General features: G+C 73.0%; 12 protein-coding genes and 1 riboswitch. Of the genes, 4 read left to right on the top strand and 8 right to left on the bottom strand.

Features of this window, described 5'->3' with window-relative positions; all coding sequences use genetic code 11:
* Positions 1-67: 67 nt before the first annotated feature.
* Positions 68-2,029: an ABC transporter ATP-binding protein gene (locus GA0070603_RS00640; RefSeq protein WP_091305611.1), complete on the bottom strand. Its 1,962-nt coding sequence runs from the start codon at positions 2,027-2,029 to the stop codon at positions 68-70.
* Positions 2,030-2,278: 249 nt separating this feature from the next.
* On the opposite strand from GA0070603_RS00640, the gene pgi reads away from it, so the two are divergent.
* Entirely contained in the window at positions 2,279-3,913 is a 1,635-nt protein-coding gene (gene pgi, locus GA0070603_RS00635) for a glucose-6-phosphate isomerase (RefSeq protein ID WP_091321335.1), read from the top strand.
* Between the two features lie 45 nt (positions 3,914-3,958).
* Here the strand turns inward: pgi and GA0070603_RS00630 are convergent, their stop codons facing one another.
* The 7 genes from GA0070603_RS00630 to GA0070603_RS00600 are packed head-to-tail and all read right to left on the bottom strand — an operon-like array spanning position 3,959 to position 10,291.
* Entirely contained in the window at positions 3,959-4,369 is a 411-nt protein-coding gene (locus GA0070603_RS00630; RefSeq protein ID WP_091321334.1) for a hypothetical protein, read from the bottom strand.
* A gap of 41 nt (positions 4,370-4,410) precedes the next feature.
* Positions 4,411-4,953, bottom strand: a complete 543-nt coding sequence (locus GA0070603_RS00625) for a GNAT family N-acetyltransferase (RefSeq protein WP_091305609.1) — start codon at positions 4,951-4,953, stop codon at positions 4,411-4,413.
* Between the two features lie 50 nt (positions 4,954-5,003).
* Complete coding sequence (locus GA0070603_RS00620) at positions 5,004-6,725, bottom strand: acyl-CoA dehydrogenase family protein (RefSeq protein ID WP_091305607.1); 1,722 nt, start codon at positions 6,723-6,725, stop codon at positions 5,004-5,006.
* Entirely contained in the window at positions 6,722-7,282 is a 561-nt protein-coding gene (locus GA0070603_RS00615; protein WP_091305605.1) for a PadR family transcriptional regulator, read from the bottom strand. Before GA0070603_RS00615 ends, GA0070603_RS00620 begins: the two co-directional genes overlap by 4 nt.
* Positions 7,283-7,331: 49 nt before the next feature.
* The gene (gene hflX, locus GA0070603_RS00610) at positions 7,332-8,480 is read right to left on the bottom strand and encodes a GTPase HflX (protein WP_091305603.1); all 1,149 of its coding nucleotides are present in this window, start codon (positions 8,478-8,480) and stop codon (positions 7,332-7,334) included.
* A gap of 31 nt (positions 8,481-8,511) precedes the next feature.
* The gene (locus GA0070603_RS00605; protein ID WP_091305600.1) at positions 8,512-8,988 is read right to left on the bottom strand and encodes a hypothetical protein; all 477 of its coding nucleotides are present in this window, start codon (positions 8,986-8,988) and stop codon (positions 8,512-8,514) included.
* Between the two features lie 43 nt (positions 8,989-9,031).
* Positions 9,032-10,291 carry a hypothetical protein gene (locus GA0070603_RS00600; protein WP_091305598.1) on the bottom strand — a complete coding sequence of 420 codons (1,260 nt, stop codon included), beginning with the start codon at positions 10,289-10,291 and terminating at the stop codon, positions 9,032-9,034.
* A 199-nt stretch (positions 10,292-10,490) separates the two neighbouring features.
* On the opposite strand from GA0070603_RS00600, the gene GA0070603_RS00595 reads away from it, so the two are divergent.
* The 3 genes from GA0070603_RS00595 to GA0070603_RS00590 all read left to right on the top strand — a co-directional run bounded on the left by GA0070603_RS00595 (position 10,491) and on the right by GA0070603_RS00590 (position 13,270).
* Complete coding sequence (locus GA0070603_RS00595) at positions 10,491-11,966, top strand: NAD(P)/FAD-dependent oxidoreductase (RefSeq protein WP_091305594.1); 1,476 nt, start codon at positions 10,491-10,493, stop codon at positions 11,964-11,966.
* A gap of 68 nt (positions 11,967-12,034) precedes the next feature.
* A riboswitch (SAM riboswitch) is annotated at positions 12,035-12,145 on the top strand.
* Positions 12,146-12,177: 32 nt separating this feature from the next.
* Complete coding sequence (locus tag GA0070603_RS32295; RefSeq protein WP_255509826.1) at positions 12,178-12,309, top strand: hypothetical protein; 132 nt, start codon at positions 12,178-12,180, stop codon at positions 12,307-12,309.
* Positions 12,310-12,412: 103 nt separating this feature from the next.
* Complete coding sequence (locus GA0070603_RS00590) at positions 12,413-13,270, top strand: ABC transporter substrate-binding protein (RefSeq protein ID WP_091305589.1); 858 nt, start codon at positions 12,413-12,415, stop codon at positions 13,268-13,270.
* Positions 13,271-13,300: the final 30 nt, after the last annotated feature.

Genomic DNA, 13,300 nt, shown 5'->3' with positions numbered 1-13,300 from the left:
GGGATGACGCCGCGCTGACCGGGCGGCGGCCGGTGCGGTCACCGTAGGAGTTCGAGCGTGCTCGAGGTCAACTCTCCGCCGCGGCCTCCCCGGCCTGCGCCAGGTAGCCGGCCGCCTGCAACTCGAACAGCTCCCGGTAGAGACCCTCCTGCGCCATCAACTCGTCGTGGTCGCCCTGCTGGATCAGCCGGCCGTGGTCCATCACGAAGATCCGGTCGGCGTGCCGGACGTTCGCCAGCCGGTGTGTGATCAGCACGACGGCCCGGTCGGGGTGGCGCCGCAGGTGCTGGAAGAGGGCGTGCTCGGCCCGCGCGTCGAGGGCCGCCGACGGCTCGTCGCAGATCAGCAGCCGGGCGTCCCGGTAGAGACCGCGGGCCGCCACGAGCCGCTGCCACTGCCCGCCCGAGAGGTCCTGCCCGTCCTTGAACTGCCGGTCCAGCAGCGTGTCGTACCCGAACGGCAGCTCCGTGATCATGTCGTGCGCGGCGGCGTCGCGGGCGGCGTCCTCGATGTTCGGCCCCGGCCGGTCGGCGGGCCGGTCGTGCCGGCCGATCCGGATGTTCTGCCGGGCGGTGAACGGGAACTTCCACCAGTCCTGGCTCATGACCGCCACCTGGGCGGCGGTCTGCCGGGGGTCCAGCTCCGCGGTGTCCACGCCGTCCCAGCGGATGACGCCGGCGGTGGGCCGGTAGAGGCCGGCGATGAGCTTGGCCAGGGTGGTCTTGCCGGAGCCGTTCTCCCCCACCAGCGCGATCACCTCGCCGCGGCGGACGGTCAGGCTGACCTCGTCGACGGCGGCCGTCTCGGTGTCCGGGTAGCGGAGGCTCACCCGGTCGAGATCGATCCGCTCGAAGCCGTCGACCGGCCGGGTGCCGCCGACGGGGACACGTTGGAGGGCCCGGTCGACGAAGTTCCGGTAGTCCTGGTAATAGAGGGCGTCCTCGTAGAGCGAGTTGGTGGCGAACACCGCGGTCCGCAGGCCTGCCCGGGCCGACTGCAGTGCCAGCAGGGCGGTGGCCGCAGCCGCGAGGACGACCACCCCGGTGAGCAACAGACCGCCGAGAACCGCGTACAGGACGAAGGTGGCGACGCCGGTGATCGACAGGCCGACCCCACGGGTCAGCATTTGCGAGCGGGCCAGGCGCAGCTCGGCGCGGGTCTCCAGAGTCATCATCCGGTGGAACTCCGCGAGCAGGAACTCGCGCATCTGGTAGGCGCGGATCTCGGCGGCGGTCCGCCGCTCGGCCATCAGGTCGGCGAGCATCCACTTCCGTCGCCGCCGGGTGATCCGGGCCAGCCAATCGAGGTGCTGGTGCCGGGCCATCCGCACCGCCGTCACCGCCTCCGGCGCGGCGGCGAGGAGCAGACAGGGCAGCAGCAGCGGGTGGATCACCGTCACCGCCACGGCGGTGGCCGCCACGCCGACCACCCCGGTGACCAGGTTGACGGTGTCGTTCACGATGGACGCCGCCTCGGCCAGGCCCCGGTCCCGGGCCCGATCCATCTCCTCGGCGAAGCCGGCATCGTCGAAGGCGGCCAGCTCGACCGCCGAGGTGGTCTCGAAGAGCCGCAGCTCGACCGCGTAGTTGATCTGCGGAACGAGCCGGGCCTGTGCCCAGCCCGCAGCCACGGTGAGCGCACCACGGACGGTGACCGCCGCCGCGGCCAGCACCAGGGCGGGCACCGCCGCGCGGATCCGCTGCGGCGTCGGACCGGCGGCGAAGAGCTGCTGCAGCACCCCCGTGGTGGCGAGCAGTCCGAGCGTGGTGAGCACCCCGGCGGCGACGTTGAGCCCGATCGAGGCGATGGTGTCCCGTCGGCTGGTCCGCCACGCCAGCGCGAGGGCCTCACGGACCAGGGCGGGCAGCCGCCGCGCCACCGACCAGAAAGTGGTGTGGGCGAACTCCGTGGCCCGGTGCATCCAGTGCGGGTCCTCCAGCTCGGGCAGCCCCGCCTCCTCGGCCGGGTCGTCCTGCTCGGACGGGTCGTCCTGCTCGGACGGGGGGCGTGGGCCGATCACCCTGGTCATGGCACCTCCTGGCCGGGACGGGCAGCACCGGAGCTTACTTTCCGCAGTCGATAGCTGTCTGCCCGTAACCGGCGTGTCGAACACGCGTCCCAATCACGTGTCGCGCCGGCGGTTCTCTGCTCCCGAGGGGTGGGGCGATGTCGGGTCGCGTCGCGCGTACCCGTCCCGGGTGGCAGGCTGGTGGGGTCGCCGGCAGCGGGGCGACGCCGGCCCGCTGGCAGACCCGTCGTGAAGGAGAAGATCGACCCGATGGCTGTGGACGTCACCACCACGGACGAATGGCAGGCCCTGCGCAAGCACGCCGAGGCGATGCGCGGCACGCACCTGCGGGAGCTGTTCGCCGCGGACGGGCAGCGGGGCGACCGGCTCACCGGTGAGGTCGCCGACCTGCACGTGGACTACAGCAAGAACCTCGTCACCGACGAGACGCTGGGCCTGCTGACCGCGCTCGCCGAGCGGGTCGGGCTGACCGACCGGATCGCCGCCATGTTCGCCGGGGAGCACATCAACTCCACCGAGGACCGGGCCGTGCTGCACACCGCCCTGCGGCTGCCCCGCGACGCGTCGCTCACCGTGGACGGCCAGGACGTGGTCGCCGACGTGCACGCCGTGCTGGACCGGATGTCGGCCTTCGCCGAGCGGGTCCGCTCCGGCGCCTGGCGGGGCCACACCGGCGAGCGGATCAGCACGGTGGTCAACATCGGCATCGGCGGCTCCGACCTCGGGCCGGTGATGGCGTACGAGGCGCTGAAGGCGTACCGGGACGCGGGGATCACCTGCCGGTTCGTGTCCAACATCGACCCGACCGACATCCACGACAAGACCACCGACCTGGACCCGGCCAGCACGCTGTTCGTGGTGGTCTCGAAGACGTTCTCCACGCAGGAGACGCTGGCCAACGCCGACCAGGCGCGGCGCTGGCTGCTGGCCGGCCTGGACGCCGACGACAGCGCGGTGGCCCGGCACTTCGTGGCGGTCAGCACCAACGAGCAGCGGGTCCGCGACTTCGGCATCGACCCGGAGAACATGTTCGGCTTCTGGGACTGGGTGGGCGGGCGCTACTCGCTGCCCTCGGCGGTCGGGCTGTCGGTGATGCTGGCGGTGGGGCCGGCGCGGTTCCGGGAGCTGCTGGCCGGCTACCACGCCGTGGACGAGCACTTCCGGAGCACGCCGGTGGCGCGCAACGTGCCGGCGCTGCTGGGCCTGCTCAACGTCTGGTACACCGACTTCCTCGGCGCGGAGACCCACGCGGTGCTGCCCTACTCGCAGTACCTGCACCGGTTCCCGGCCTACCTGCAACAGCTCACCATGGAGAGCAACGGCAAGTCGGTGACGCGGGACGGCCGGGCGGTCACGTACCCGACCGGGGAGATCTTCTGGGGCGAGCCGGGCACCAACGGGCAGCACGCCTTCTACCAGCTCATCCACCAGGGCACCCGGCTGATCCCGGCCGACTTCATCGCGTTCAGCCAGCCCAACCACGACCTGGGCGACATGCACGACCTGTTCATGTCGAACTTCTTCGCGCAGACCGCGGCGCTGGCCTTCGGCCGCACCCGGGAGCAGGTCGAGGCGGAGGGCACCGCGCCCGAGGTGGTGCCGCACCGGGTCATGCCGGGCAACCACCCGACCACGTCGATCATCGCGCCGAAGCTGACCCCCGCGACGCTGGGCCAGCTCATCGCCCTCTACGAGCACATCGTGTTCACCGAGGCCGCGGTCTGGGACATCAACGCCTTCGACCAGTGGGGCGTGGAGCTGGGCAAGGTGATGGCCAACCAGCTCGCACCGAAGCTCACCGGGAGCGGACCGGATCTCGGCGACGTGGACTCCTCCACGGCCGCGCTGATCCGCCGCTACCGGTCCCAGCGCGGCCGGGACTGACGTACGCCCGCGGCCTCCGGCCCGAGCTGGTCGGAGGCCGCGCGGTCAGCCGCGCAGCAGGTCGGCGTGGGCGGCGCGGAGCCGGGCGAGCGCCGGGTCGCCGGCCGGTGCGCGACGGTCCAGCTCGGCCCACACCTCGGCGAGGGCGTCGGTGAGCGCGCGCAGCTCGGCGGCGTGCCGCCGGCTGCTCTGCCGGTGCAGCTCCTCCAGCCGCCGGGACCAGCCGGCGCTGATCGCGGCGATCCGTTCGGCGTCGGCGCGGGCCTGCGCCGCGGTGCGCGCCGCCGCGGCGGGCACTATCGCGGCGACCGGGCGCGGATCGCCGTCGCGGGTGACGACGGTGACGGTGTCGGTCAGCTCGGCGAGGGAGACGAGCTGGGTGAGCCGGGTGCGGACCTCGCGCAGCGGCAGGGCGCGCGGCTGGGGGGACCGGTCGGCCAGTGCGGGGACAGCCATGGACACATGTTGACGTCCGGGTACGACAGAACCGGCCGGGGTCAGGCCGTCCACTCCGGGGCGAGCACCGACCAGACCTCCATGTCGGCACGGCCCTCCGGCGTCGGGGCGGCCCCGCGCAGCACCCCGTCGCGGCTCATGCCGAGCCGGCGGGCCACCGCGATGCTGCGGTCGTTGCCGGCCTTGGTGACCCACTCGACGCGGTGGATGCCGCGGTCCCGGACCGCCCAGTCGATGATCACCCGGGCCGCCCGGGTGACCAGGCCCTGCCCCTCGGCGCCCGCCTCCAGCCAGCAGCCGGCCTCGCAGACCCCGGTGGTGGTGCTGAGCGAGACGAAGAGCACGCCGCCGACCAGGGTGCCGCGCTGCCAGATGCCCCAGATCCCGCCGTCGTCGCGGGCCCACCGGTCGGCGTAGTTCTGCAGCACCCGGCGGGCGGACTCGGCGTCGGTGGCCACGAAGGACGCGCCCACCCAGGGGGCGATGTGCTCCCGGCACCGGTCGAGGTTGGCGAGGAACTCGTCGGCGTGCCACGGCATCAGCTGCCGCAGCTCGGCGTCGTCGGTCAGAGAGAGGGCGAACACCCGAGCAACCTACCGGGCGGGGACGCCCCAGGACGCCCCCGCCGCATTGGTCAGGGGTGCATCTCGTACGCGCCGGAGAGGGCGACCACCCGCTGCCACACGCGGGCGGTGCGGTCGGCGTCGACTACCGGCCGCCGGAGGTGGGCCAGCGCCCAGGCGGCCTGCGCCTCGGTGGTGGCCGCCTTGCCGTGCAGGTCGGTGGCGTACGCGGAGAAGTCCCGGACCAGCAGGTCGAAGATCTCGTCCAGCAGGTCGGCGTCGAGTCCGGTCAGCTCGGCCTGCTCCAGGATCAGCTGGCCGTAGACGACGAGGGCGAAGAGCTGGCCGACGGTGAGCAGGAAGTCCAGGTCCCGCTGTTGGGCCTCGTCCGGCGCGTGGGCGGCGAGCAGGGCGGTCAGCCCGTCGGCCTGCTCCCGGAACCGGGCCACGTTGGGCAGGTGGGCGTGGGCGTCGTACGCGGCACGCCAGTCGTGGAAGCGGATCGCGCCGAGGCCGCGGGCCGGGCCCTGCCGGAACAGGAACTCGTCGTCGGCCGGATCCTGCCGGGTCGGCACGGGCGGGTGCGCGGCCGGCCGGAACAGGTAGTTGGGCATGAACTTGAGGATCAGCGCCAGGTTGACGTGCACCGTCCCCTCCAGCTTCGGCAGGCCGCGGATGTCCTTGGCGGCCTTGTCGAAGTAGGTGTCGGCCTCGAAGCCCTTGGCGGCGATCACGTCCCAGAGCAGGTCGATGACCTTCTCGCCCTCGGTGGTGACCTTCATCTTGGTCATCGGGTTGAACAGCAGGTAGCGCCGGTCGTCCGGGCCGGCCGAGCGGAAGTAGTCCACCGCCCGGTCGCTGAACAGCTTCATGGCCACCAGGCGGGCGTACGCGTCGGTCAGCTCGCGGCGCACGTGCGGGAAGTCGGTGACCCGCCGGCCGTAGAGGATCCGCTGGTGGGCGTGGGTGACCGCCTCGTACATGGCGTGCTCGCAGATGCCGATGGAGGCGGTGCAGAGGTTGAACTTGCCGACGTTGACGGTGTTGAGCGCGGCGTCGAAGGCCGCCGGGCCGGTGTGCAGCACGTCCTCGGCGCGCACCGGGTAGTTCTCCAGGCGGAACTCGCTGACGTACATCTGCGCGTTGACCACGTTGCGGACCAGCCGGTACGCCGGGTGCCGGCTGTCGGCGGCGAAGAAGACGTACCCCTCGGGGCCCTCGACGTCGGCGCGGCGGCCGAAGACCGAGACCAGGCCGGCGACGTTGCCGTTGCCGATGTAGTACTTGCCGCCGGTGGCCCGGAAGCCGCCGTCGGCGTCGGGGGTGAGCAGCAGGTCGGTGGAGTAGATGTCGGCGCCGTGCGGCCGCTCGGAGAGACCGAACGCCATGACGTGGCCCTCGTCGAGCAGCGCGGCGGCGCGGGCCCGGGCGGCGGTGTTGCCGCTCTGCCAGACCGGCCCGAGGCCGAGCACGGTGACCTGCCAGGTGTACCAGTAGCCGAGGCCGTAGAAGCCGAGGATCTCGCTGAGGGCGGCGTTGCGGGCGGTGTCCCAGCGCTTGTCCGGGTCGTCGCCGGCGTCGGCGGCCGGGGTGAGGAAGGTGGCGAAGAGTCCCTCCTTGGCGGCGAAGGCCAGGAAGTCGGCGTACCACTCCTGGTGGTTGTAGCTGTCCACGAGGGCCTGCTTGCCGCGCGACTCGAACCAGTCGACGGTGGCGCGCAGCAGCCGCCGGGAGGTCTCGTCGAGGTGGGCGGGGTCGTAGCGGTGGGGGTGGAACAGCAGCGGGTCGGTCACGGCTGAGCCTTTCCGAGGGAGTCGAGGGTGTCGAGCACGTCGTCGAGCCAGGCGAGGACCATCCGCTCGTACGCGATGCCGCCGCGCAGCACGACGTGCTGGAGGGCCGCGCGGGCGTCCCGGGCGGCGGGGTCGGGGAAGTCGCGGCGTTCGCCGGCCAGGTAGCCGGCGAGGGTGGCCTCGTGGTCGGCGCGGTAGCGCTCGACCTCGGCCACCAGGGCGGCGCGGCCGGCCGCGTCGTCGAACGCGGCGCCGCGGATCTTGACGGCCAGCTCGTGCCGGACCGCCTCGGGCTGCACGGGGGCGCGCAGCCAGGTGACCAGGGCGGAGCGCCCGGTGGGGGTGACCGACCAGATCTTCTTGTCCGGCAGGCCCTCCTGGCCGATCTCCTCGGCGGTGAGCCAGTCGTCGTGCTCCATCCGCTTGAGGACGCGGTAGATCTGCTGGTGGGTGGCGGTCCAGAAGCGGCCGATCGAGCGGTCGAAGCGCCGGGCCAGCTCGTAGCCGGAGGCGGGCTGCTCCAGGAGCGAGACGAGGATGGCGTGCTCCAGCGACATGCCGGCCATCCTGCTATGCAACGAGTTGCATAGCAAGCCCCGGCTTCGGTCAGCGGCGGCCCAGCCGGGCGGCCAGCTCGGCCCGGAGCCGGTCGACGCCCTCGCCGGTCAGCGCCGACACCGGGACGGCCTCCGGACAGGCGCGGCAGAGCGCGGCCACCCACTCCGCGGGCGCCACGTCGATTTTGTTGAGCGCCAGCAGTTCGGGCACGTCCCCCGCGCCGATCTCGTGCAGGACGCCGTGCACAGTCGTGATCTGCTCCAGCGCGTCCGGCGCGGCGGCGTCCACCACATGCAGCACCAGGTCGCTGCCGCTCACCTCCTCCAGCGTCGACCGGAACGCGTCGACCAGCTGGTGGGGCAGGTGCCGGACGAACCCGACGGTGTCGGTGACGGTGTAGGTGAGGTCGCCGGTGGAGATCCGCCGGACCGTCGGGTCGAGCGTGGCGAAGAGCACGTCCTGGACCTGCGCGTCCGCCCCGGTGAGGCGGTTGAGCAGGGCCGACTTGCCGGCGTTGGTGTAGCCGGTGATCGCCACCGAGGGCACCCGGTTGCGGGCCCGCCGGCCGCGGTTGCGCTCCCGCCGGCGGGCCAGCTCGGCGACGTTGCCCCGCAGCCGGGTGGCCCGCTGCCGCAACCGGCGACGCTGTGTCTCCAGCTTCATCTCACCGGGGCCGCGGACGCCCATGCCGGCGCCGCCGGCCATCCGGCCGCCACCCACGCGGGACAGCGCGCGGCCGTCACCGCGCAGCCGGGGCAGCTGGTACGCGATCTGCGCCAGCTCCACCTGCACCCGGCCCTCACTGGTGCGGGCGTGCTCGGCGAAGATGTCCAGGATCAGCGCGGTGCGGTCGACCACCCGCACCCCGGTGCGTTCCTCGAGGTTGCGCACCTGGCCGGGGCTCAGCTCGCCGTCGGCGATCACCACGTCGGCGTGGGTCCGCTCGGCCACCGCGGCCAGCTCGTCCACCTTGCCGGAGCCCACGAACGTGGCCGGGTCGGGCTGGGGGCGGTTCTGCACGACCGCGTCGGCGACGGTCAGCCCGTCGGTGTCGGCCAGGCGGGTCAGCTCGGCCAGCGAGGTCTCGCTCCCCGGGCCGCTCCCGTCGCTGTCCCCGGGGTGCACCGCCACGAGGACGGCGGTCGGCCGCCGACCCGCCGTCGCGGCACCCGCTCCCATCAGCCACGTCCCGGCCATCGCCCACCCCATCTCTCCGGAGGGGCTCGATCTACCCGGGCGGCGGCGGACCATGCCCGTCGCCGGGTGGCGCGGGCAGGTGCTCGCACAGCGCGGCGAACTGCGCCACGGTCAGGTACGAGGGGTTCGCCCCCTGCGGCTGGCGGAACACCTCGGCGCCGGCGAGGCGCGGGTCGGCCCGCAGCAGGTCCCGGCGCACCCGGAGCGGCTCCGCGAGGATCGTGAGGTCCAACGGCAGGGTCCACGGCCCGCCCGGCTCCCCCGGTTGCGGCGGCGCGGCGACCCGGCCCACGCCCCACACCCCGTACGCGGCCCGGCCGCGGCTGCCGCTGGCCCAGAACACCACCGGCTGCCCGGGGCGCATCAGCCGGACCCGGTAACCGGGGCGGACGCACCAGCCGGTCACCTCCGGGTCGGCGGCGAACCGGCCGGCCAGGTCCACCGCGTCCGCGTTGCCCTTGATCAGCCAGGCGCCGAGGTCGTCGAGGGTCACCCGGCGGTCGCTCATCCGGCCATTCTGCGGGCCGCCGACCGACCGCGCCCGGCGGCGGTCAGATGATGAGGTGGGTCCAGTAGGTGAGCCACACCGCGAACAGCGCGCCCTGGAGCAGCGCCAGCCCGGCGGTGAGCCAGCCGTCGAGGCCGGGCCGGCGAGCCCAGCGGGCCAGCACCAGCGCCACCGGGAACGCGGCCAGCAGGTAGCGCAGCAGGCTCTTGTAGACCGGCGGGCCCATCGACAGCGGCACCAGCACCACGATCACCGTGTAGACCAGGTACGGCCAGTCGGCCCGCCGGCGCAGCCCCACCGCCGCCACGGCCAGCATTGCCACGGCGATCCAGACCCGCAGGGCGTTGGCCGAGTTGTCGCCGACGAGCGCCGACCCGACCACCCCGAGCGGGTTCTGCACCTTGATCCCCCAGCCCTTCTCCTGGGCGTGCTGGTAGGCGAACCAGTCGCCGCTCTGCCAGCGACAGAACGCCATGAAGGTCAGCCAGCCGGCCGGGACCAGCAGCAGCGGCCAGCCCTCCCGCGCGTAGCGCGGCAGGTTGCGCGGACTCAGGCGCCAGTCGTGCTGCCGCAACAGCACGAGGGCCAGCGGGATCACCACCACGAAGCCGACCGAGCGGCTCATCGCCAGGAAGTAGCCGACGATCCCGACCACCAGCCAACGACGCTGCTCGGCGTACCAGAACGCGGCCAGGGCGAGGCAGACGAAGAGCGACTCGGTCAGCGCGGCCTGGAACAGGAACGCGGTCGGCAGGAGCAGCAGGTAGCGGACGGCCCGCCGACCGTCGCCCGCGTCCTCGTCGCCGAGCAGCCGGGCCCCCAGCCGGTACGCGAACCAGAGCTGGAACAGCAGCGCCACGTTGGCGACCAGCAGCAGCGCCCAGGCGGTGTGCCCGCCGAGCAGCGGCGCGAGGGGCCGGGCCAGGAACGGGTAGAGCAGCGGGAAGCCGAAGTCCTTCCACGGCCGGTCCAGCGGCAGCCGGGCCAGGTGGTCGTAGAGGAACGAGTCCCAGGCGAACCAGAGCGAGATCCAGCGGTGCGACGAGATCCGGTCCTGCTGGATCCGCATCATCGTCTCGTCGGCGGGCGGGGCGCCGGGCACCCCGTCCCAGGCGGTCAGCACCAGCACGCCGACGAGGCTGAGCACGATCTTGGAGCCGGCGAAGACGGCGAGCACGAAGCCCCAGGGCGCCGGGATGCGCGCAGCCAGCCGCCGGCCCGCCGACGCCAGCCGGGCGCGCCGGCTCGGGCGCAGGTCGGGGCCGGGTACGTCCGCCGTCCCGGCCCGCCGCTCGTCCGCCATCCCGCTCCCACCGGTCGCCCCGCGACCGACCCCCGGACCGGGAAACCCGCCCCGCATCCCCGTTCCGCCCCGGTTCACACCCGGCGGACCCCGAACGGGTGACCCGGGCTTCGCGGATCGCGGGCGCAGGTGAGTCGGCCGGCAGGACGGGTAAGGGCGCTGCCGCATCGGCAGGCTGGCGGCGGGGGGCGCGGACGGCATGGGTGACGGCAACGGGACCGTGATCATCGGGGCGGGGCCCGCGGGGCTGACCGCCGCGTACGAACTGCTGCGCCACGGCGAGCCGGTCCGCGTCTACGAGGCCGACGACGTGGTCGGCGGGATCAGCCGCACGGTGGAGCGCGACGGCTGGCGGTTCGACATCGGCGGGCACCGGTTCTTCACGAAGGTCTCCCGGGTGGAGGACTTCTGGCACGAGATCCTGCCCGACGAGGACTTCCTGCTCCGGCCCCGGATGAGCCGGATCTACTACCGCGGCGCGCTCTACGACTACCCGCTCAACGCGGGCAACGCGCTGCGCAACCTCGGCCTGCGGGAGGCGCTGCGCTGCGTCGGCTCGTACGGGCGGGCCCGGCTGCGACCGCCGAAGGACCAGTCGCACTTCGAGGGCTGGGTGTCGGCCCGGTTCGGCTGGCGGCTGTACTCGATCTTCTTCAAGACGTACACGGAGAAGGTCTGGGGGATGCCGGCCGACCAGTTGCAGGCCGACTGGGCCGCCCAGCGGATCAAGAACCTGTCGCTGTCCACCGCGGTGCTCAACGCGCTGCTGCCCCGGCGCAACCGCAAGGACGTGACAAGCCTCATCGAGGAGTTCCAGTACCCGAAGCACGGCCCCGGGATGATGTGGGAGCGCTGCACCGAGGAGGTGGAGAAGCGGGGCGGCACGGTCCGCACCAACACCTGGGTGACCGAGGTGCACCGGAACCCCGCACGGCGGCGGGCCACCGCCGTCACGGTGGTCGACGCCGGGGGCGAGCGCACCGAACCGGCCGACCACGTGATCTCCTCGATGCCGATCTCCGCGCTGGTGCGGGCCATGCGGCCGGAGGCCCCGCCGGAGGTACGGGCCGCCGCCGACGACCTGCGCTACCGGGACTTCCTGACCGTCGCGCTGGTGGTGCCCGAGGAGTTCTCCTTCCCGGACAACTGGATCTACGTGCACGACCCGGCCGCCAAGGTGGGCCGCATCCAGAACTTCGGGTCCTGGTCGCCGTACCTGGTCAAGGACGGGCGGACCTGCCTGGGCCTGGAGTACTTCGTGTTCGAGGACGACGAGATGTGGCGGACTCCGGACGCCGACCTGGTCGCCTTCGCCACCGCCGAGCTGGAGCGGCTGGGCCTGGTCCGGCCCGGCTGCGTGGAGGCCGGCTACGTGGTCCGGATGCCGAAGGCGTACCCGGTCTACGACGAGCGCTACCAGCACAACGTGGACGTGATCCGCGGCTGGCTGGCCCGGGAGGTGCCGAACGTGCACCCGGTGGGGCGCAACGGGATGCACCGCTACAACAACGCCGACCACTCGATGCTCACCGCGATGCTGGCCGCCGAGAACATCGCCCACGGCGCCGGCCACGACGTCTGGACGGTCAACGTCGAGCAGGACTACCACGAGCAGCGGACCCCGTCGCGGCACGGCACCGGCCGGGACGCCCCGGTCATGCCGGCCCGCCGGTAAGGCACGGGCGTGAGGGTGGTCATAACGGCTGGACGGCCCGGGCCGGCTTCCTGCTAGCCTTCTCGGCAGGTCATGAGCGCCAGCGTCAAGCCCCGGCTCGCTGGCCGGCAACCCTCCTCCGCGGTGGGGTGCCCCGGGTGAGGACCAGGCACCGGCAGCCGCCGGTGCAAGCGTGGCCTGGTACCCAGGTCATCACCGACCAGAGGGAACCATGTCTGCTCAGCTCCGCACCCCGCCCGCCGACGGCATCGCCTATCCGGCGCGGTTCGCGCTGGTCAAGCGGCGGCACGTCGACCTGATGCGGGTGTGCAGCGACGCCTGTCGCCGCGCCGACGCGCGCTGAGCGCCACTCCCCCACCTTTTCCGCACCATCCCTTCCGGCTCGCCCGCCCCGGGCGCGCCGTCGGCGGCGTGCGCCCACGCCGCCTGAGACCCTGGAGACACCTGTGCGTATCCGTTCCGCCCTGACCCGCGCCGCCGCGCTTGGCGCCGCCGCCGTGCTCGCCGCCACCGCCCTCACCGCCTGCGGTGACGACGGCGGCACCAGCGAGGCCGCCAACCCGTACGGCCTGCTCCAGGCCGGCGTGCTGCGGGCCGGCACGCTCACCGACGCCCCGCCGAACGTGTACCTGAAGGACGGCAAGTTCACCGGCTTCGACAACGACCTGCTCACCGCGGTCGCCGCGAAGGCCGGCCTCAAGGTCGAGTTCGTGGGCACCGACTTCTCCGCCCTGCTCTCCCAGGTCAACAACCACAAGTTCGACGTGGGCAGCTCCTCCATCACCATCACCGAGGCGCGCAAGAAGACAGTCGACTTCGGCAACGGCTACGACTTCGGCTACTTCGGCCTCGACGTGCCGGCCGGCTCCCCGATCACCGGCTTCGACCAGCTCGCCGGCAAGCGGGTCGTCGTCGTGCAGGGCACCGTGCAGGACGACTACGCCACCCGCGAGAACCTGAACCCGGTCCGTGTGCCCGACTACAACGGCGCGGTCAACCAGCTCAAGGCCGGCACGGCCGACGCCTGGATCGCCCCGGCCGAGATCGGCGACAAGTCCGCCGCGGACAGCAACGGCAAGATCACGGTCGCCGCGAAGCAGCTCAGCCCGGCCCCGACCGCGTACGCGGTGGCCAAGGGCAACGACAAGCTGCGCGAGGCGCTGAACAAGGCCCTCGACGAGGTGATCGCCGACGGCACCTGGAGCAAGCTCCAGGCGCAGTACTACCCGGGCCGGCCGATCCCGGCCGACTTCAAGCCGGGCAGCGGCACGGTCGCCGTGCCGTCGCCGTCGGCGGCTTCCTGACCGGAACCATCGATTCGAGCGGGGCGGACG

The organism is Micromonospora chersina (assembly GCF_900091475.1).
GTDB lineage: Bacteria > Actinomycetota > Actinomycetes > Mycobacteriales > Micromonosporaceae > Micromonospora > Micromonospora chersina.
This window is presented reverse-complemented; position numbering and strand designations above follow the sequence as displayed.